Origin of the sequence: Tenacibaculum ovolyticum DSM 18103 (assembly GCF_000430545.1) — a bacterium.
Taxonomy (GTDB): domain Bacteria; phylum Bacteroidota; class Bacteroidia; order Flavobacteriales; family Flavobacteriaceae; genus Polaribacter; species Polaribacter ovolyticus.
The window spans coordinates 828,606-849,835 of the sequence record NZ_KE387163.1 but is presented as its reverse complement, the minus strand read 5'-3'; the positions used below and the strand labels follow the sequence as shown (position 1 = coordinate 849,835).

19 protein-coding genes are annotated in these 21,230 nt (G+C 29.0%); 12 read left to right on the top strand and 7 right to left on the bottom strand.

Annotation, left to right across the window (positions count from 1 at the left end; genetic code table 11):
* The first annotated feature begins 219 nt into the window (after nucleotides 1–219).
* The 7 genes from H518_RS0113915 (at nucleotide 220) to H518_RS0113885 (ending at nucleotide 7,723) form a co-directional block, all read left to right on the top strand.
* Nucleotides 220–927, top strand: coding sequence for a hypothetical protein (locus H518_RS0113915; protein ID WP_028889631.1), 708 nt, complete (start codon nucleotides 220–222; stop codon nucleotides 925–927).
* A gap of 413 nt (nucleotides 928–1,340) precedes the next feature.
* Nucleotides 1,341–2,162, top strand: a complete 822-nt coding sequence (locus H518_RS0113910; RefSeq protein ID WP_028889630.1) for a hypothetical protein — start codon at nucleotides 1,341–1,343, stop codon at nucleotides 2,160–2,162.
* A 677-nt stretch (nucleotides 2,163–2,839) separates the two neighbouring features.
* Complete coding sequence (locus H518_RS0113905) at nucleotides 2,840–3,940, top strand: D-alanine--D-alanine ligase family protein (RefSeq protein WP_028889629.1); 1,101 nt, start codon at nucleotides 2,840–2,842, stop codon at nucleotides 3,938–3,940.
* Between the two features lie 377 nt (nucleotides 3,941–4,317).
* Nucleotides 4,318–5,634 (top strand): sulfatase-like hydrolase/transferase, encoded by a 1,317-nt coding sequence (locus H518_RS0113900; protein WP_028889628.1) that lies wholly within the window; start codon nucleotides 4,318–4,320, stop codon nucleotides 5,632–5,634.
* 29 nt (nucleotides 5,635–5,663) lie between these two features.
* Nucleotides 5,664–6,437, top strand: coding sequence for a YHYH protein (locus H518_RS0113895; RefSeq protein WP_028889627.1), 774 nt, complete (start codon nucleotides 5,664–5,666; stop codon nucleotides 6,435–6,437).
* 4 nt (nucleotides 6,438–6,441) lie between these two features.
* Entirely contained in the window at nucleotides 6,442–7,050 is a 609-nt protein-coding gene (locus H518_RS0113890; protein ID WP_051263785.1) for a toxin-antitoxin system YwqK family antitoxin, read from the top strand.
* Nucleotides 7,034–7,723, top strand: a complete 690-nt coding sequence (locus tag H518_RS0113885) for an SCO family protein (protein WP_028889625.1) — start codon at nucleotides 7,034–7,036, stop codon at nucleotides 7,721–7,723. The genes H518_RS0113890 and H518_RS0113885 overlap by 17 nt, the downstream gene beginning before the upstream one ends.
* On the opposite strand, the gene murB is transcribed toward H518_RS0113885, so the two are convergent.
* Nucleotides 7,720–8,727, bottom strand: coding sequence for a UDP-N-acetylmuramate dehydrogenase (gene murB / locus H518_RS0113880; RefSeq protein WP_028889624.1), 1,008 nt, complete (start codon nucleotides 8,725–8,727; stop codon nucleotides 7,720–7,722). The two genes, H518_RS0113885 and murB, sit on opposite strands and share 4 nt — an antisense overlap.
* A gap of 5 nt (nucleotides 8,728–8,732) precedes the next feature.
* On the bottom strand, nucleotides 8,733–9,923 hold the full coding sequence (locus tag H518_RS0113875) for a pyridoxal phosphate-dependent aminotransferase (RefSeq protein WP_028889623.1): 1,191 nt from the start codon (nucleotides 9,921–9,923) through the stop codon (nucleotides 8,733–8,735).
* A 161-nt stretch (nucleotides 9,924–10,084) separates the two neighbouring features.
* On the opposite strand from H518_RS0113875, the gene H518_RS0113870 reads away from it, so the two are divergent.
* Complete coding sequence (locus H518_RS0113870; RefSeq protein WP_028889622.1) at nucleotides 10,085–11,416, top strand: aspartyl protease family protein; 1,332 nt, start codon at nucleotides 10,085–10,087, stop codon at nucleotides 11,414–11,416.
* Nucleotides 11,417–11,470: 54 nt separating this feature from the next.
* On the opposite strand, the gene H518_RS0113865 is transcribed toward H518_RS0113870, so the two are convergent.
* Complete coding sequence (locus H518_RS0113865; RefSeq protein ID WP_028889621.1) at nucleotides 11,471–11,878, bottom strand: DUF1573 domain-containing protein; 408 nt, start codon at nucleotides 11,876–11,878, stop codon at nucleotides 11,471–11,473.
* Nucleotides 11,879–12,062: 184 nt separating this feature from the next.
* On the opposite strand from H518_RS0113865, the gene H518_RS0113860 reads away from it, so the two are divergent.
* A complete protein-coding gene (locus H518_RS0113860; protein WP_028889620.1) occupies nucleotides 12,063–14,702 on the top strand; it encodes a valine--tRNA ligase in 2,640 nt (879 codons plus the stop codon).
* A gap of 73 nt (nucleotides 14,703–14,775) precedes the next feature.
* Here H518_RS0113860 and H518_RS0113855 read toward each other — a convergent pair whose 3' ends face one another.
* The 4 genes from H518_RS0113855 to H518_RS19920 all read right to left on the bottom strand — a co-directional run bounded on the left by H518_RS0113855 (nucleotide 14,776) and on the right by H518_RS19920 (nucleotide 17,724).
* A complete protein-coding gene (locus tag H518_RS0113855; RefSeq protein WP_028889619.1) occupies nucleotides 14,776–15,504 on the bottom strand; it encodes a head GIN domain-containing protein in 729 nt (242 codons plus the stop codon).
* Nucleotides 15,505–15,577: 73 nt separating this feature from the next.
* On the bottom strand, nucleotides 15,578–16,654 hold the full coding sequence (locus H518_RS0113850) for a DUF4097 family beta strand repeat-containing protein (protein WP_051263783.1): 1,077 nt from the start codon (nucleotides 16,652–16,654) through the stop codon (nucleotides 15,578–15,580).
* On the bottom strand, nucleotides 16,638–17,168 hold the full coding sequence (locus H518_RS0113845; RefSeq protein WP_028889617.1) for a hypothetical protein: 531 nt from the start codon (nucleotides 17,166–17,168) through the stop codon (nucleotides 16,638–16,640). Before H518_RS0113845 ends, H518_RS0113850 begins: the two co-directional genes overlap by 17 nt.
* Nucleotides 17,158–17,724: an RNA polymerase sigma factor gene (locus H518_RS19920; RefSeq protein ID WP_043706943.1), complete on the bottom strand. Its 567-nt coding sequence runs from the start codon at nucleotides 17,722–17,724 to the stop codon at nucleotides 17,158–17,160. The genes H518_RS0113845 and H518_RS19920 overlap by 11 nt, the downstream gene beginning before the upstream one ends.
* A gap of 200 nt (nucleotides 17,725–17,924) precedes the next feature.
* On the opposite strand from H518_RS19920, the gene H518_RS0113835 reads away from it, so the two are divergent.
* Genes H518_RS0113835 through H518_RS0113825 form a run of 3 tightly spaced genes read left to right on the top strand, consistent with a single transcriptional unit; the run spans nucleotide 17,925 to nucleotide 21,182 of the window.
* A complete protein-coding gene (locus H518_RS0113835; protein ID WP_043706941.1) occupies nucleotides 17,925–18,782 on the top strand; it encodes a hydroxymethylglutaryl-CoA lyase in 858 nt (285 codons plus the stop codon).
* Between the two features lie 7 nt (nucleotides 18,783–18,789).
* Nucleotides 18,790–19,596, top strand: coding sequence for a putative zinc-binding metallopeptidase (locus H518_RS0113830; RefSeq protein ID WP_028889615.1), 807 nt, complete (start codon nucleotides 18,790–18,792; stop codon nucleotides 19,594–19,596).
* Nucleotides 19,597–19,628: 32 nt separating this feature from the next.
* Nucleotides 19,629–21,182, top strand: coding sequence for a bifunctional metallophosphatase/5'-nucleotidase (locus H518_RS0113825; protein ID WP_081411193.1), 1,554 nt, complete (start codon nucleotides 19,629–19,631; stop codon nucleotides 21,180–21,182).
* Nucleotides 21,183–21,230: the final 48 nt, after the last annotated feature.

Below are 21,230 nucleotides of genomic sequence, written 5' to 3'. Positions count from 1 at the left end.
AGGAAATTAAATATGGCGCTATATGATTATCCTTTAGTTGTTTAAAGACAAGTGTCTGAGTTAATAAATTCAGAGAATTTATATAATTACAATCAAAAATATAATGTTTTTAAAGCTTCTAAAAGTAGTGGAGCAGAAACCACTTTAATAAACGGTTTCTTTTATAATGTTAAATATAGAAGGAAAGTAAAATTAAACAGGGTATAAAATATTGAAATAATGAGCATAGAAATAGCTGAATTAAGTAAACTAAAAGGAATTAATGCAAAACCATTGGGTACAGAAATTAGTATAAAACCTTATGTAAGTTGGAGTACAAGTATTGTTGATGTTGCGGTATCTCCAGCGGGAACTCTTTGGTGTACTGTTTTACGTCCAGATTCATCTGAAGGAAAAGGAGGTTTTTTAATGATTTATAAAGAAGAGATTTCTGAATTTGAAGACCCAATCATAAAAAAGTTTTATGCAGGTGATGGATATTTTCGCACAGAAATAGCAAGTGATAAACTTGATTTTGAGAAGAATAATTATGTTGTAGTTTACAGCCCTTTAAATGAAGATGAGCCTACTGTTATTAGTGCTTATGTAAATGTTTTACTAGGTAAACCTGAAGAGAACCTAAATGGGTTTTCTGAATGTGAAGGACTTAATATTGTAGATTCAGGAGATGGTATTATGGTGTATTATAACTTTCCTCGTACTCCACTTGGTTTTGATAAGTATAAAGGTTTTGTAGTTGCAAGAAAAGGGAATGAATTAGGGAGTGGAATTGAAATCGCGAAACATCAGATAAACGGAGCTCCAGGAATAATGTATTTACCAATGGGTGACTTAAAAGAAGGAGAGGTTTATAATATATATACAGCATTAAATTCTATAGAAACACCATTAGCTGGTTGTTTATTTGAAATGCCAAAAATTAAATAAGAACTCTTTTTACAGCATTCACAAAAAGACGTTGACTCACAATATTGCTATTATTTACATATTTATCTATTAGTGATTACACTTCATGAAAAAATGTATAAACTATATGAGTTTTTATCAGTTCTGAAAAAAAATATCAGTATTACTTAACCTTACAAGTATTTATTTGTTTTAAGGTGTAATTAGAGGAATTGATTTGGAATTATAGATAAATGAGTAAGAACGGTTGTAAAAATATATATGATTGATACAATACGCATTTAATTTATGTTACAATTAATTAGGAGTGTATTGTGTCAATTTAAAAAGAAGTGGAGTAAAAACCGCTTTAATAAAGGACCCTTTCTGAGGGGGAATACAGAAGGCGAAAACCGAAAAGCCTTATGAGTAGGTAAATTAAAAAAACTTAAATTATGTATGAATTTCTGATTGCGACAGGGAGATCTCACGATGCTTCTACAGATAAAACTGTTGAAATGGCTTTAATTTACAATAATGCTGGAAATGAATATACCAGCGATTATTTTAAGCCTGGAGATTACTCTAATCGAAAGGATGCTTATGAGAATGGACAATTAGACATCTGCGCTAATATAGAAGTGAAAAAAGATGGCAAAAGTATAGATACTGATGATTTTATTGGGGTGAAAATAAAATTCTATGATAAAACTTGGGAACTTGACACAATATGGGTAACAAATCAAAATGGAGGAAGGTGTCGTTTCAATAAAGTAAATAAATTTTTTGGAACGGATTCAGGTATTGGAACTGAAGATAATCCGTTTAGAATAGATTTTGAGCTCGAAACATTGAGTGATACAGACCAAAATACAGAATCTTTTAAAATGGAAGTAACAACTGCTGATGGTGGTGGTACTGATGATAATGTTTACTACAAACTTTTTGATGATACAGGGCATGCATCTAAGACATCTAGGGCTGATTTACCAGGGGATCAATATGAAGGAGGTGAAACAAATACAATACCTTCATTCGATACGTATTTTGGATTACTATCAAAAAATATAACACATATTTTAATCATAAAAGTAGGGAATGATAAGTGGGTGCCAGAGTATATCATAATTACAGAAATATTAGGAAGTAACAGTCAATTTAATGTAATTGATCACCTTCCGCCTGAAGGGTCTCTTGATACGAATCATAACTGGACAAGTGTTCCTGAAAAAGTTTATGACACTAAGATATCAAAGAAAAAAGAAGTGAAAATATAAACAGTAAAAAAATATTTCTATTTTTAGAATGAGCTGGTAGTAATGCTCTCGATATGTCATATTTCTTAGTAGTTTCTAAAGATAGGAAGAATTGATATTATCAGCATTTATTATTACCAGTTTTTTAAGTTCTATACTAGTTTGAGTGAATAGTTGAATTATTTTGAGTTTAGTTTCATGGGGTTTTCTTAAAAATAGTGAATTGAAAGAATTCAATGAAAGCTTATAAATAAGTACTTCTTTTTGGTTGAATATCGTTATGTTTTAATCAAATACCTCTATGGTGTAATTAAGTTGCCTTTAAAAAAAATGATTGTTTTTATATTGGTTATATTTCTCTATAATGTTTTTTTTATCTAATTTAACAACCAACTTAAAACCAAATGTATACGTTAGCTGAAAACGAAAAAGTTAATAATTTTAGAAACTAAAAAATGACTCTACTTCTCTTTAGAAGTAAACATAAAATACTCGCTGTTTTAGTGAGTAAAGTCTAACCCTTCAACTACAAAAAAATCAAAGAAAAGTAATACAATTATTTTAAAAAATACGGTGCAAAAGATTACTCGCATCTAGAAAATACAAAGATTAATATATTTAATTAAAAAAGGAGGATACGATAACTAAATGACATGTCATTAATTATCATATCCTAAACAAACAGGTTGTAAAAAATAATGAAAATTTTAATAATAAACAGTAAAGAACATTGGATAAATGGATGGATGACATCTCCTAAAAGTTTACAAATTGTTCTTAATACACTTCAAAAAATAGGATGTCAAGTAAAAACAATAGAAGTAGAAAAAATTCATGAATTAGAAGAAGTTTTAAAAAAAATAACTAAAGATACTTTAGTTTGGGCTAATGCTTATTGGGTTAATGGAACAAATGATAAACAATATGCAATAAATGAACAACTAGAGAAGTATGATGTACCTTTTCTCGGTTCCAATTTAAATACGTTGCTAAAACTTTTAGAAAAAGATACCTGTCAAAAAGTATTAAAAGAGTCAAATATTCCGATTCCTAACTACTTTATTATTGACCAAAATAATATAGAAAAAGCTAACGAATTGATTAATAATAGTATTCTTTCTTTTCCATTAGTTATAAAACCAGTTAAAGAATCTAGATCTCAGGGGATTACGAAAGTGCACACTGCGGAAGAAGCGAATATTGCAATTAAGAAAATTCATCATAATTACCCAGAAGAAAACATTATAATAGAAGAATTTTTACCTAATAATGATGTTACTTGTGGTTTTTTACGATTAGGTAATGAAATAATGCTATTGCCTAGTTACAATGTTGTTGAAGGGATGGATTGTGTAACTGATATTTTTAGCGAAGATCATTATAAATTACCACCTTCTTATATGACGCAAGAAATGGTTAGTAATCCCAATATCCTTTCTCAATTGGAAAAATACGTGCCAATAATCATAGATACTTTAGAAATAGGAGCTACTACTAGAGTTGATGCAAGATTAGATAAAAATGGAGTTCTTAAGTTTTTTGATGTTAATGGTATGCCTGGGTTAAATTATCCTGCTTCGGCATTGATAAAACAATGCTTTATTCATTTCCCTGACTATTCAGAAGATTATTTATTTGAGTGTTTGATAAACACTATTGTTTTAGAAAATTTAAATAATTACAACATGCCTGTTCCTCCGCTTATGGAAACAAATCATCTTTTTAATTTAAAGAGTGAAACTATTATTAAAAGCATAACTGAATGTAAAAACATACGTATTCCAGAATTAATCAATTAAAATATATTTTAGTTTTTCAAAATGTAAATAACCTAGATAAAAATGAAGAAAATTACATATATCTAGAGGTTAGATAATTGTTCTTTTCGTTTTTACTTATATAGATCTCATGAGTTTTAAAACTTATGAGATCTTTATGAATACGTAAGATTAGAAAATATTGTTCGATTTCTTTCTTAATTTTTTATTTTTAAAAAAATAAGAAATGAACTCCTGAAATTTTCATTAGACTAGATTTTTGAAGTATTGTTATTTCAAGGTGAAATAATAAATATATAAAAACAGGCTTAACTAATTTTTTTCTGTTTTTTTTTGACAAATATTTAGCTTAAATTAAACCTTTTAGCCTTTTGAAGGTCTTAGTAAAAAGCAAACTTATGAAATCAACAATCTTTTGTTTTATTTTAACTTTTACAATTTTATTCATTTCATGTAGTACAGATTCGGCTACAAAAACAGATACTGGTGATTTAATTCCAGTAAATAGTAAACCTAATATTTTATTAATAATAGCTGATGATATGGGGTTAGATGCAACTCCAGGGTTTAATGTGGGAAGTGTAAAACCAACAATGCCAAATCTTCAAAACATGATTAGTAATGGAGTTCGATTTAATAATTTATGGTCATATCCAACATGTACTCCAACAAGAGCAAGTATTTTAACAGGTAAATATGGCTTTAGAACAAATGTGATGAAAGTAAATGATGTATTGTCAACATCTGAGACATCTCTTCAAAAACATTTAGATAATAGTAATTCGGATTATAATCATGCTGTTATTGGTAAATGGCATTTATCAAATGATGTTTTACATCCAACACAAGTGGGAGTTGGCTATTATGCAGGTTTGTTAACAGGAGGTGTACAATCGTATACAAATTGGAATTTTACAGAGAACGGACAGACATCTAATTCTAGTGAGTATACAACTACAAAATTTACAGATTTAGCTATAAATTGGATAGATAAACAAGAAAAACCATGGTTCTTATGGCTGGCATATAATGCGCCGCATACTCCTTTTCATTTACCTCCTACAAATTTACATACCCAATCATTAGCGTCTGATCAAGCAAGTATTGATGCAAACCCACAACCTTATTACATGGCTATGTTAGAAGCTTTAGATACAGAAATGGGAAGATTGTTGAGTTCAATGACTCAAGAAGAAAAAGATAATACAGTAATTATTTTTATTGGAGACAACGGTACACCTAACCAAGTGGTTCAAGAATATGCTAGTCAGCGAGCAAAAGGAAGTGTATATCAAGGAGGTGTAAACGTACCAATGATTATATCTGGTAAAAATATAAACAGATTTAACGAATCGGAAGATGCGTTATTAAATACAACCGATTTGTTTGCAACAATTTCTGATATTGCAGGTACTGGTACTGTAGAGGTAAATGATAGTAAGAGTTTTAAAGAGTTATTTACGGCAGCTAATTCTAATTTTAGAGAATATGCTTATACCGAAATAGGTGAAGATAATGGAACTGTAAATTACACAATTAGAAATGCAACCCATAAGTATATTAAGTTTTCAGATGGTACAGAAGCCTTGTATAATTTAAGTTTAAACTCTTTAGAAAATCCAAACTTATTAAATCAAAATCAATTACCATTAAGTAGTAGTGATGCTACTATAAAAGAAGAATTAATAACAAAAGTGAATAGCTTGCGAGAGTAAAATAATAAGTAATTTTTAAAACGATATATATGAGAAAAATCCAATCAATTAAAGTAGTCGTATTGTTAATAATGATAGTAAGTTTACTAAATGCTTGTAGTTCTAGCGATACAGTGGAAGATTTAGGTGATAATACTTCTGGAGTAACTAATTATGATATTACATCAATTTTATCAAAATTTGACGGTATAGCGGCTGTTTCATATTCTGTTTCGGGTACTGCAGTAACGTTTACAACAACAGATTTACCAAATCATAAAAGCCCATATTGGGGAGTAGGGAATGCATTGTATGAAGCTTACAACGGAACAAATGGTAGTTGGAATCAAAATCCAGGATCAATAGGAGAACAAAATATTACGTTTACAATGCCTTTAAACCCTAAAGAAGCTGCAAATAAAGCAGCAACACCAATGGGACCAATAGGAATATCAAGAAATGGAGTAGTGTTTTTTAATCAATATGCGGCAGGAGGTGCTCCTTTAACAGGAGAGATAAATTCTTTTGATCAATATTTAGGGCATCCAGCAAATACACAATATCATTATCATATTAAACCAAAATTTTTAACAGACACTTTTGGTGAAGATGCTTTTTTAGGCTTACTTTCAGACGGATTTCCTGTATATGGTTCTTTAGAAGACGGTAAAACAATTACAAATGATGATTTAGATGATTATCATGGACATATATCAGCAACGGCAGATTTTCCTAATGGAATTTATCATTACCACATTACAAACGAAGATCCTTATTTAAATGGAAGCGGTTTTTATGGAACGGCAGGAAATGTAACAAGATAATTTTTTGAAAAATTTTATATTTTATACAATTATCATATTCGTTTTAGTTTCTTGTAATCTTAAAAACGAAAAGCAAGATGAAATTCCATTAATAAATGAGGTAACAATTCCGTTTATAAAAAAGAACCGAAATAATACTGGTTTTAAACTTAAAAATGGAATTTTATTTTTTAATGAAAAGCCTTATTCAGGAACCGTTGATGAATATTATTCAAAAGGAAAATTAAAATCGACAGCTACATATTATCAAGGTAAAAAGAATGGTTTTTTTAAAGGATGGTATATGGATGGGAGTAAGTGGTTTAAGCGATTTTATACAAATGGATTAAAATCAGGAGTTCATGAAGGTTGGTTTGATAACGGAAAATCAATGTTTGAGTATCATTTTAATACGAAAGGATTATATAATGGTAAAGTTACTGAATGGTATAAAAACGGAAATTTATTAAAAGAATTTCATTTTAAGGAAGGTAAGGAAGAAGGAAGTCAAAAAATGTGGCAGCTAAACGGAAAGCTAAAAGCAAATTTTGTAACCAAAAAAGGTGAACGATTTGGGTTGATAGGGTTAAAGAAATGTTATACAGTACATACCAAAAATGAAGAATTTAAATAGACAGTTAGGTAAGTGTGAACGAAGAGAAGTAATCTTTATATTACTTGTTTTAATGCTAGTTTTTACTTCTTGTAAAACAGAAAATAAAGTAAATAAAGCAATAACATTACCTTTTTTTAATTCGGCAGAGTTTACACCAGAATGGATTGCTAAAGGTTCACCTGAATATAATAATATACATACAGTTCCTGATTTTAATTTGATAAATCAAGAAGGAAAAACAATAACAAAGCAGTATTACAAGGATAAAATTTATGTTACAGATTTTTTCTTTGCAACTTGCCCAGGTATTTGTCCTGTTCTAGAAAAAAATATGAGTAAACTTCAAGAAGAATACAAGAATGATTCAAATGTTTTATTGTTATCGCATACTGTTATGCCAGTAAAAGATTCTGTTTCAGTTTTAAAAAAATATGCTTTAGATAATAAAATTATATCCACTAAATGGAATCTGGTAACTGGAAATAAAAAACAGATTTATAACTTAGCCAGAAATGGATATTTTGCAGATGAAGATTTTAAGAAAATACAAAACGAAGATGCTTTTATTCATACCGAGAACTTTATATTGGTTGATAAAAAAGGAAGAATAAGAGGTGTTTATAACGGAACCCTAGCGTTAGAAACGAAGAGGTTGATACGTCATATTGAAATTTTGAAAAAAGAAGATTAAATTACGTTTACTTCAATTTCTAAAACAATATTAAAAGTGTTTAAAATCGTTTTTTGTATTTTTTTAGCTAATTCATAAATTTCTTTACCAGTTGCTTCTCCATAATTAACAAGAACTAGCGCTTGTTTTTCATGTACTCCGTAATTACCAAAACGCTTGCCTTTAAATCCGCATTGTTCAATTAACCACCCAGCAGGTACTTTAATTTCTGATTCAGAAACAATATAACTAGGTATTGTTGGAAATTCTTTTTGAATTTTTTCAAAATCTGTTTTTGAAATTACAGGGTTTTTAAAAAAACTCCCGCTATTACCAATCTTTTTAGGGTCGGGTAATTTACTTTGACGAATTGTTATTATAGCGTCAGAAATATTTTTTATTGTTGGTTTTGTAATGTTATTTAAAGCTAGCTCAGATTCAATAGCACCATAAGAAAAATTAAGATCATGCTCTTCTTTAGTTAGTTTAAAACTTACAGAAGTAATAATGTATTTACCTTTTTCTGTAGTTTTAAAGATAGAATTTCTGTAACCAAATTTACATTCGGCATTAGAAAAAGTTACTAACTTGCCAGTGTTAATATCGATAGCTTCAACACGGTTAATGGTATCTTTTACTTCAACTCCATAGGCACCAATATTTTGAATAGGACAGGTACCAACATTTCCAGGTATAAGAGATAAGTTTTCAATACCTCCATAATTTTCAGAAACACACCATAATACAAATTCATGCCAGTTTTCTCCAGCATTTACAGTAATGTATATATCATTATCATTTTCTCTATCAATAGAAATTCCTTTTAAATTTAGATGAACAACAAGTTTTTCAATATTCTTTGTTAATAGCATATTACTACCACCAGAAATTAAAAAAATGTCTTTTTCTGTTTTTAAAAGTTGTTGTAAACCGTATAGCGAGTCAATAGAAACAAAACGTTTAGCATTAATATTAATGCCAAACGTATTGTATTCTTTTAATGATATATTTTCTTTAATATTCAAAAGAATTATTTATTATATTGTTCTAAAGCGATTTTTAAAATTTCTACAGAACGTATTAAATCTGTTTTGTTTAAAACATACGCCATACGAATTTGGTTTTTACCTTCACCTTTAGTTGAGTAAAATCCGCTAGCAGGAGCTACCATAATCGTTTCATTATTATGATTGAATTTTTCTAAAATCCATTGCGCAAAATCATCAGCATCAGCTAAAGGTAATTCAGCAACACAATAAAAAGCCCCTTTTGGGTTGGCTACTTTTACACCTTCAATTTTTTGTAGTTCAGAAATTAATGTATTTCTACGACCTTCATATTCTTCAATTACTTCGTCAAAATAACTTTGCGGAGTGTCTAAAGCAGCTTCACTTGCTAATAAAGCATATGTAGGCGGACTTAAACGTGCTTGCGCAAATTTAATAGCAGTATTTGTAAATTCTTTATTTTTAGAAACGATACAACCAATTCTAGCACCACACATACTGTAACGTTTAGAAACAGAATCTATCATAATAGCGTTTTGATCTAAACCTTCTAAACTCATTACCGAATTGTGCTTTTCTCCATCGTAAGTAAATTCACGATAAACTTCATCAGCAATTAAAAATAAATCATGTTTTAAGACAATTTGTTTTAGTTTCTCAATTTCTTCAGCGCTATATAAATAACCTGTTGGGTTTCCTGGGTTACAAATTAAAATAGCTTTAGTTTTAGAAGTAATTAATTTTTCAAAGTCTTCAATAGCTGGTAAAGCAAAATTATCTTCTATTTTAGAAATTACAGGAACTACTTTTACACCTGAAGCAGTTGAAAAACCATTATAGTTTGCATAAAAAGGTTCAGGAATAATAATTTCGTCACCTGGATCAGTAATACTACCAATAGTAAATAGTAAAGCTTCAGAACCACCAGTTGTTGCTATAATGTTATTTGCATTAACTTTAATGTCGTTTTTAGCATAGTAGTTAGCTAATTTAGTTCTGTACTCTTCAGAACCTTCAGAACGAGCATAAGATAATACCTTAATAGCATTATTTTTAACAGCATCAAGTGCAACTTGAGGAGTGTTAATATCTGGTTGACCAATATTTAAATGAAAAACTTTTGTTCCATTTTTTTTAGCAGCCTCAGCAAAAGGCACCAATTTTCTTATTGGTGATTGAGGCATTGAGTTTCCTTTGATAGAAATAGCTGGCATTGTATAATATAATTAGTTGTTTGATTGGCAAATTTGCGAAATATTTTCGAGAAAATGAATTTGTTCTTCATGTAAATTATAGGTTAAAAAAATCATAAAAAACTAAAAAAATGGATTGAAGATTGTATATTTAAGATTAACAATATAAAATACACTCCCATTTGAAAAGACTTATACTTTACGTTTTTGTTTTATTACTACATACTACGATTTTATCACAAGGAAAATTTCAGTTTTATGGAAAAAATACAGATAAGCAAGAGGTCTCTTTTAAACTGATAAATAATTTAATAATAATTCCTTTAGAGGTTAATGGGCATAAATTATCTTTTATTTTAGATACTGGGGTTAATAAAACAATATTATTCAATGTGATGGAGAGTGATAGTGTTAGTTTAAAAAACGTTAATAAGTTTTTAGTTAGGGGATTAGGTAGTGGTGATCCAATTGAGGTTCTATCTTCGAAAGGGAACAATTTTAGAATTAATAATATTTCAAGTTCAAATCAAGAATTATATGTTGTTTTAAGAGATTCTTTTAATTTGTCAGCAAAAATGGGAACCACTATTCATGGTATTATTGGTTATGATTTATTAAAAGATGTTATAGCTAAAATAAATTATAATAGAAAAAGTATTATTTTTTATAATCCAAAGAGTTATAAAGAGCAAAAGTGTAAAAAATGTGAGGTTTTCCCATTACAGTTTTATAGAAATAAACCCTATATAAATGTTAAAGCTAGAATTGACACTGTAAATAATATAACTACAGCTGTAAAGCTATTGATAGACACAGGTGGTAGTGATGCAATGTGGTTATTTGAAGGAACAAAAAAAAATATAAAAACACCAATAAAATATTTTAGAGATGTTTTAGGTGAAGGAATGAGTGGAACTATTTATGGAAATAGAAGTAAAATACCTTACTTGTCTTTGGGGAAGTTTTTAATAGAAAAGCCAACAGTTTCTTTTTTAGACACGGTATCTACACTTAATGCTCGTCAATTTAAAGAAAGAAATGGAAGTATAGGTGGGAATATTTTAAATAGGTTTAAAGTTTGGATTGATTATCCTAATAAAAAAATGACTTTAAAAAAGAATGCTTCCTTAAAAAAGGGTTTTTTTTATAACATGAGTGGATTGCATATTGTTTACGATGGTAAGGAGCTGGTTAAAGAAGTCGTAAGAAAGAAAGCAAATACGTATGGAGGAGAAAGTAAGGAAGGGAATACTATTTCATTCGTAAACTCTTATCATTATAAGTTTAAGCCCAAATATAAGATTAATGTAGTTGTTGAGGGCTCTCCTGCTTATAAGGCAGGCCTATTAGAAGGAGATATTATAATGTCTATTAATGGGAAAAAGGCTTATGAATATAAATTAGAAGAAATAATGTATTTATTTCAAACAAAACCTAATAGAAAAATAAAACTTAAAATTAAAAGAGGAGTATTTGATTTAAAGTTTGAATTTAAATTAGAAAAAAAAATATAAAAAAAGCGTCAATTTATAAATTGACGCTTTTTTTATATTTAAGTGTTTTAGTAATTACTCACTATCATTCACCATAGTTTTTGCTTTCGCAGGAACAGCATCCTTAGAAATAAAACCTTTAATTTTAAGCATTGTTCTAGATTTCTTAGCATTTGAAATTACTGTAATTGCTTTAGAAAATCCTCCTGGTCTTTTTGTGTCATAAGATACTTCAATTTCTCCTTTTTGACCTGGCATAATTGGTGCTTCAGGTTTTTTAGGAACAGTACATCCACAAGTAGATTTAATATCTTTAATAATTAAAGGAGCATCACCTACATTGGTAAATTCAAATACACGTTTTCCTTCAGAACCAATAGCTACTTTTCCGTAGTCAATAGTTTCAGTTTCAAATTTAAATTCTTGTGCGTTTATTGTTAATGTAATAAAACAAACAGCGATAAATGATAAAATTGTTTTCATAATTGATAATGTTAATTTAGGGGCTTAGACCGTTACAAATTTAGTATTATTTTTTTAGTTCCAAAAAAATCAACATCTTATTTTCTGAACATCAGAGATAGTTGTATTTTTGCTTATTCAATTTCAAAAACAATGCCAAAAAGCACGAAGCTTAATTATTTGGTTATAAAGATATAAAAAACAGATGAATATTCCATCAAAATATAATTCTAAAGAAGTAGAAGGGAAGTGGTATGATTACTGGATGAAACATAATTACTTTCATTCAGAAGTAGATGAAAGAGAGCCGTATACAATTGTAATACCTCCACCAAATGTTACAGGAGTATTACATATGGGGCATATGTTAAATAATACCATTCAAGATGTATTAATTCGTCGCGCACGTTTACAAGGTAAAAATGCTTGTTGGGTTCCTGGTACAGATCATGCATCTATTGCTACAGAAGCAAAAGTTGTAGCAAAGTTAAAAGAGCAAGGAATTGATAAGAATGATTTAACACGTGAAGAGTTTTTGGCACATGCTTGGGAATGGAAAAATGAGTATGGTGGAATTATTTTAGAGCAATTAAAAAAGTTAGGAGCTTCTTGCGATTGGGAGCGTACTGCTTTTACAATGGATCCTGCTTTGTCTGAATCTGTAATAAAAGTATTTGTTGACTTATACAATAAAGGATTGATTTACCGTGGATATAGAATGGTGAATTGGGATCCTGAAGCAAAAACAACGCTTTCTGATGAAGAAGTTATTCACGTAGAAAAGCAAGGAAATCTTTATTATTTAGAATATAAAATTGAAGGGTCAGAAGATAAATTAACAATTGCTACTACGCGTCCTGAAACTATTTTTGGAGATAGCGCAATTTGTATTAATCCAAACGATGAACGTTTTACACATTTAAAAGGAAAGAAAGCAATTGTACCGTTATGCAATCGCGTTATTCCTATTATAGAAGATGAATATGTAGATGTTGAGTTTGGAACAGGTTGTTTAAAGGTAACACCAGCACATGATGAAAATGATAAAGTTCTTGGAGATAAACATAAATTAGAGGTAATTGATATTTTTAATGATGATGCCTCTTTAAATTCTTTCGGATTACATTATAAAGGAAAAGACCGTTTTGTAGCTCGTAAAGAAGTTGTTAAAGAGTTAGAAGAAAAAGGAATTTTAGTAAAAACAGAAGTTCATACGAATAAAGTAGGAACCTCAGAAAGAACCAAAGCTGTAATAGAACCTAGATTATCAGATCAGTGGTTCTTAAAAATGGAAGATTTAGCAAAACCTGCTATTGAAGCTGTTTTAGGAGAAGATAGTGAAGTTACATTATATCCAAAAAAATTCGAAAATACTTACCGTCATTGGATGGAAAATGTTCGTGATTGGAATATTTCTCGTCAATTATGGTGGGGACAACAAATACCTGCTTACTTCTATGGAGATGGAAAAGAAGATTTTGTTGTTGCAGAAAGTATTGAAAAAGCTGTAGTCTTAGCAAAAGAAAGAACTGGTAAGGCAGATTTATTGGCAACAGATTTAAGACAAGATGAAGACGCGTTAGATACTTGGTTTTCTTCTTGGTTATGGCCAATGAGTGTTTTTGATGGAATTAATAATCCTGAGAACGAAGAAATTAAATATTATTATCCAACAAACGATTTAGTTACTGGGCCAGATATTTTATTTTTCTGGGTTGCACGTATGATTGTTGCTGGTTATGAATATAAAGATGAACGTCCGTTTGAAAATGTTTATTTAACAGGTTTAGTTCGTGATAAGCAACGTAGAAAAATGTCTAAATCATTAGGTAATTCACCAGATGCTTTAAAATTGATTGAAGAATACGGAGCAGATGGAGTAAGAGTTGGTTTATTATTAAGTTCAGCTGCAGGTAATGATTTAATGTTTGATGAAGATTTATGTCAGCAAGGAAAAGGGTTCTCAAATAAAATTTGGAATACTTTCCGTTTAATAAAAGGTTGGGAGATTGACGCTAATTTAGAACAGCCTGAAACTGCAAAAATAGGATTAACATGGTATGAATCTAAGTTTCAAAAGGCGTTAGTAGAAATAGAAGATCATTTTTCTAAATATCGTTTGTCTGATGCTTTAATGACTATTTATAAGTTAATCACAGATGATTTTTCTTCTTGGTTATTAGAAATAGTAAAGCCAGGGTATCAAGAACCAATTGATGCTAAAACATATGCGGAAGTAATACAAGTTTTAGAAAATAACTTGAAAATATTACATCCATTTATGCCATTTTTATCAGAAGAAATTTGGCAGCACATTACAGAAAGAACACCTGAAGAGGCATTGGTAATAGCTTTATATCCTAAAGTAGCAAGTGTTAATGAAGAATTAATTACTAATTTTGAGTTTGCTACGGAGGTTGTTTCTGGAATAAGAACAATAAGAAAGAATAAAAATATTTCGTTTAAAGAAGCAATAGAGTTATCTGTTGTAAATAGTGAAAAGTACATTACAGATTTTGATGTAATAATTAAGAAGCTAACAAATGCTTCAGTTATTAATTATGTAACTGAAAAAGTTGAAGGAGCTGCTTCTTTTAGAGTAAAGTCAAATGAATATTTTGTGCCAATATCGTTAGATAACATTGATGTAGAAGCTGAAATAAAAAAATTAAATGCTGAATTAAAACGTGCAGAAGGTTTCTTGTTTGGAGTTCAAAAGAAATTGTCTAACGAACGTTTTGTTAGTAATGCGCCAGAGCAAGTAATTACTGTTGAGCGTAAGAAAGAGTCAGACTCATTGGCAAAAATTGAAACTATTAAAGCAAGTTTGGCTAGTTTGAGTTAAAATTTCTTTTAATTATAGTAAAAAAGCCAGTTAAGAATAATACTTAACTGGCTTTTTTTGAATTAATATTTTATTAGTTCTTATCAATTACATCTCCAGAACCAATAGAATTAGTGCTAATGTTAGTAGGGTTTCCTTTGTAGTGAACGCTACCAGAGCCTGCAACAGTTGCTTTTATTTTATTATTTACGGTTGTTTGTATGTTACCTGAACCTGCAATACTAGCTTTTAAAGTTTCAGTATCTAAATCATATGCTTTTATATTACCAGATCCAGCTATAGAGCATTTAAGGTTATTTGTAGTTCCTTTTAATTTTATGTTTCCAGAGCCACCAATTGAAGCTTTTAAAGTGTTCACATCAATATTTGCTGTGATGCTACCAGAGCCTCCTATGCTAATAGATACTTCATCCGATTTAATTACTTTTTGTACACTTACATCTCCAGAACCGCCTAAAGAAACAGCGTCGATACTTTCGAAAGCAATTGTTACAATTAAACGTTTAGTTGTTCTAATATTGGTGTTTTCTTTAAATTGAACTTTTAATTTTCCGTTTTTTACTGTTGTTTCAATATAAGGTAGTAAATTTTCTTCTCCTTTAAGAGTAATTTTACCTTCAGTTCCTGCTACTAAATTAACATCAAATGAACCACCAACGCTAACCTTATCAAATTTACTTATTGATCTAGTTTTTGTGATAATTTTTCCATTTCCTTTAACTTTTTTACCTCCCCACCAGCTTTGCGCATTTAAAGTAAGAGAAATAAAAATAATTAAGGTTGTTATAAATTGTTTTTTCATTTTGGTTTGTTTTAAAGTTAGTGTTGATGTTTTGTATATGTGTGATTTTATTGTAGAGGTTGTAAACAAATTTTTAATCGTTTAATTTAAGAGAAACCCCTCCATATCTAGATTTTATCATTATAGTTGAATTAACTTTCCCGTTACCAAAAGAACCTTCATAGTATTTCTTTGTGTTCTTTTTAATGCTTTTAGTGAATTCTACTTTATTTTCAGGATAATTAAAACTAGCGTAACCTAAATCAATATTAAAATTAAAAGCGTTATCACTACTAGTACCTAATTTAATGCTAGCATAACTTCCATCAATGGTAACGTTTTCAAAGTTTTTTGTTAAGTTTTTAACTTTAACACTTCCGAAATCAGTATTAATTTTAAGGTTTTTTCTCAACGTTCCTACTCTTATACTAGTATAGTCTGAACTTCCTGATATATTTTCAGCATCATTTATAGAAATACTACCATAATCGCAGCTAAATTTTACGCTGTTAGTTTTACCAAGTTTTACGGTTGAATAGTCGCCATTAACGTTAAGTGATTTTGATTCTTTTATTTGTAGTTTAGAGTAATCGATATTTAGACTACCAGATTTCATGAAATTAATTTCAGAATCTCCACAGTAATTCAAAATTATTGAATTTGAGTCATTTAATAATTGATCTATTTCAATGTTTCCATAATCACAATTTAAATTAGCTTTACCACTAAGTCTATCTAATTCAATAGCGCCATATTTATTATGTAAATCAGCATTATTGGTTATCGGCATTTTTATAAAATAATTAATTTTATAATTTATGTTGCTAGAACCCCACCATGACCAGCTAGATTTTGAACTTTCTATTTTAGTACGAGCTTCTACTAAGTTTTTTGAAGCTTCAAAAAGAACATTAATTGAATTTAATTTTCGATCAATATTTTTTAAATCATTTCCTTTTACGATAATTTTAACCTCAATTTCAATACGGTTTTCATTCCATGTTGTTACATTAACTTTACCATATTTATTATTAATATATAAGGTAGCATTTTCGTTTACAGAAAAACTTTTACTTATTGTTTTACTTTTTTCATGCTTCTTTTTATCATTAGCTACCATAATAGTTGGTATTAAAATAAAAAAGAATAGGAGTTTATATAATTTCATCATCTAATATTTCTAATTTTGCAGGATTTTTTTGTAGTTCTAATTGTAGTAAAAGTCTATCTAAAACAGTTAACCTTTGTTGGTAATTACCAATCATTTTTTGAATGACTTGACGTTTGTTCTCATTTTTTGATAACTCGCTAATGAGTGCTTTATAATGGTCTTCTAATTCTTCAATTTTATCTAAAGAATCTTCAATTATTTTTTCAGTTTCTATATTTCGATACTGTTCTATTTCTTTTAATTCTTGATTAATAGTTGAAACAAAAAAACTTTGAGTTTCGGCCATTTTTGGTGAAATATCAGCTAAGTCATAATTATTATTCTGCTGATAACTCCCAAGATAAAAACCTAGAACGAGTACAATAGAGGCCGCAATACTCATCCAAAATATTGTTGGTTTATACTGTTTTTTCTGTTGTTGAAGTTTTCTTTGAAATCGATTCGAATGACCTGAATGCGGTTCGTATATATCAAAATTGTTTTCATTAAAAAACTCTTTTAATTTATCTTCCATATACTTGTGTGTTTTTTGTGTTAGCAAGTAATACTTGTTTTAATTTTTTCTTAGCTCTAGAAATTGTTGTACGTACATTTTCGTTTGTGTAATTTAATATTTGAGATATCTCTTCATAATCATAGCCTTCTATTAAGTTTAAAGTCAAAATAACGCGATAATTTTCTTTTAAGTTAAGTAAACTATTCATAACTTCTTTTATGGTTAAAGAACTGTAATTTACAGTTGTTTCTTCTTCTTCCGGATTAGGAATAATTTCCATTTTAACTTCGTTGTATCGATTACTTTTCTTTAGTTGTGTAATGCTTTTGTTGATTACAATTCTTTTTAACCAAGCACCAAAGGTTACGTCTCCTTTAAAAGTATTTAACTTAGTAAAAGCAGTTAAAAAAGCTTCTTGAATTAAATCTTCAGCTTCAAATTCATCTTTTAAAATGCGATAAGCAGTATTATACATTGCTTTATGATAGTCATTATACACTTGCATTTGTGCATTGCTATCATTTTTTTTACAGCGTTCTATTAGTTGGTTGATATGCGTTGTTTTAAATTCCAAAGAGAATGATTCTATAGTATAGACAATTTAACTTTTAAGTTGTGACAGTTTATTTCATAAAAATAAATATTTATTATAATAAAAGAGTAGGTAAAGTGGGTAATAATCTTTTGTTGAGTTAAAATATATTTATAATACCTTTAACATTATCAAGAAAAACAAAATTAATAAAACGAATCAAAATTTGTATATTTGGCATAATGATTGACAGTATAAAAATTATAGAATGCCCTCGTGATGCGATGCAGGGAATAAAAAGTCATTTTATTTCTACAGAAGCGAAGGCAAAGTATATAAATTCTTTGTTAAAGGTAGGATTTGATACTATAGATTTTGGCAGTTTTGTATCACCAAAGGCAATCCCGCAAATGAGAGATACAGCTGAGGTGTTATCAAAGTTAGATTTATCTACAACAAGAAGTAAATTATTAGCAATTGTAGCTAACGTTAGAGGAGCTAATGATGCTTCTCAATTTGAAGAGATAAATTATTTAGGATATCCTTTTTCGATATCTGAAAACTTTCAAATGCGTAATACGCATAAAACGATAGCACAATCTATTGATACGCTAAAAGAAGTATTAGCAATTGCTAATAGAACGAATAAAGAAGTGGTAGCTTATTTATCAATGGGATTTGGAAATCCTTACGGAGATCCTTGGAACGTGGAAATAGTTGGAGAATGGACAGAAAAATTGTCGAAATTAGGTGTGAAAATCTTATCTTTATCAGATACGGTTGGTAGTTCAACTCCTGAAGATATAGATTATTTGTTTTCTAACTTAATACAAAGTTACCCTCAAATAGAGTTTGGAGCGCATTTACATACGACTCCAGCAAAGTGGTTTGAGAAAGTAGATAGTGCTTTTAAAGCAGGCTGCCGTCGTTTTGATGGCGCTATTAAAGGTTATGGAGGTTGCCCAATGGCAAAAGATGAATTAACAGGTAATATGCCTACTGAAAAATTAATATCCTATTTTACTACTCAAAAAATAGAAACAAATATAAAACCAATGAGTTTTGAAAGTGCTTACAATAAGGCACTAGACGTATTTTAATATATTTATGAAATTTAAAATTTTTACTCTTTTTCTACTCTTCTCTATCTTTTGTCAATCTCAAGTTGATATAAGGATAGGTGTATGGCAGATTCAAAATGGAGTTTTAATTAAAAATGGATCTAATAAAAATGACCTAGCAAATGATTATTGGGAAGAGTTTTATCGGATTTTCCCTAAAGAATTAACAAAGAAATACATTAAGAGAATTCTTTTAATGACAGATGGCGTAGATGAAAAAACAGGTGCACTTATTTCATTAAACTCGAGGAATGATAAATGGATGTTAGAGATTGACGTTAGAGATGTAAATCTTAAAACTAGAGATAAAAAAAGATTACATGAATCTATTTATACAATGGTTCATGAATTTGGACATTTATTAACATTGAACAAGACTCAGATAAGACCAACAAAGAAAAATTTGCAAGGAGAAGGAGAGTCGTATTTAACTTTAGAAGGAGAAGCTTATAAGAAAAGCTATATAAATAAATTTGTTAATTTATTTTGGAAAGGTGCTTTATTAGATAGTTGGGACGTTATACAAAGGGATTATTGTTATACCGAAGCAAATTGTGTAAAGAAGAAACATGATTTATTGTATATGAATAATGATACTGAGTTCATTACTGATTATGCAGTTGAAAGTCCAGAAGAAGATATTGTTGAAAGTTGGACAGCATTTGTTTTAAGGCCAAAAATTAGAAACCCTAAAACAATTGCAGAAAAAAAAATGAACTTCTTTTATCAATTTCCTGAATTGGTTGCATACCGAAAAGAAATCAGGAGAAATACACGTAAATACCTTCACTAATTTTTTTGATTTCCTATATTAAAAAGAAAACAATGAACCATTTTAAATTATTATTTATAGCAGTATTGACTGCTTTAATTGTTAGTTGTAATTTTAAAAAAAACACACAAAAAATATCAGAACCTGTATCTCGTTTTAAAAAAGAAGCAAGTAAAACATATTTTAATATACTTCAGTTAAACGATGTTTATGAGATTGCGTCAATTCAAGGAGGGCAATTTGGAGGAATGGCAAGAGTTGAAACTGTTCATCAAAATTTATTAAAAGAAGATAAAAATACAATGCTTGTTTTGGCAGGAGATTTTTTAAATCCATCTTTAATAGGTACTATGAAAATAGACGGAGAAAGAGTTAGAGGTAAACAAATGATTGAGGTTATGAATGCAATGAATTTCGACCTTGTAGCTTTTGGTAATCATGAGTTTGATTTGAGCTACTCTAGCTTGCAAAAAAGATTAAATGAAAGTAAATTTAATTGGATTTCGGCAAATACTTTTCACAATAAAGATGGGAATCATGAATACTTTCATAAAGTAATCAACGGAAAAAAAGAATATTTAAAAAATTCATACATAAAAGAGTTTGATAATGCTGATGGTACAAAATTAAAAGTCGGTTTTATAAGTGCATGTATTCCTTCAAACCCTCGTAGTTATGTGTATTATGGAGATATCTATGAAGAAATTAAAAAATCATATAATGAAGTTAAAAATAAGGTAGATATTGTTATAGGTTTAACACACTTAACACTTGATCAAGATAAGAAAGTTGCTGAACTATTGCCAAATGTTCCTTTAATAATGGGAGGGCATGAGCATGCTAATAGTTATGATAGTATAGGAAATACAGTTATAGCAAAAGCTGATGCGAATGCTAAAACAGCTTATATTCATCGTTTTGAGTATGATCCAATTACAAAAAAAGTAAAATTAAAGTCAGAATTAAAGGAAATTAACGATAAAATTACTGCAAATAAAAAAGTAGGGGCAATTGTTGATAAATGGCAAAAGAAGTTAAAAATGCAGATACAAGATATTGTATCAAACCCTTATGAAGTAATATATAAGGCAACAATTCCATTAGAAGCTAGAGAAACTGAAATTAGAAGTGTTCAAACCAATATGGGAAAAATCATTACAAAAGCTATGAGTTTGGCTTATGATGATAAAGTTGATTGTGCCTTGGTAAACGGAGGTTCTGTTCGTATTGACGATATTTTAGAAGGAGATGTTAATATTGTAGATATCTTTAGAGTTTTACCATACGGTGGAGCAATCTTAAAAGTTGATATAAAAGGAGTTTTACTTAAAGATGTTTTAGATTACGGATTGAAGGCTACTGGTACTGGTGCTTATTTACAACGTTATAATGTTAGTAAAAAAGGTAATGAATGGATAATAAATAATAAGGTAATAAGCGATAACGAAGTTTATAAAGTAGCTTTTTCTGATTACTTATTAAGAGGATTAGATATTCCTATGTTATCAGATAAAAACCCCAATATACTTGCTATATATAAACCAAATGCATCTGATTTAGGTTATGATATTAGACGTGCTGTTATTAGTCATTTGAAAAAAATATAGAGCCTTTCAGTTTATTTGATAATGTAATAAAATTGCTTGTTTTTATTT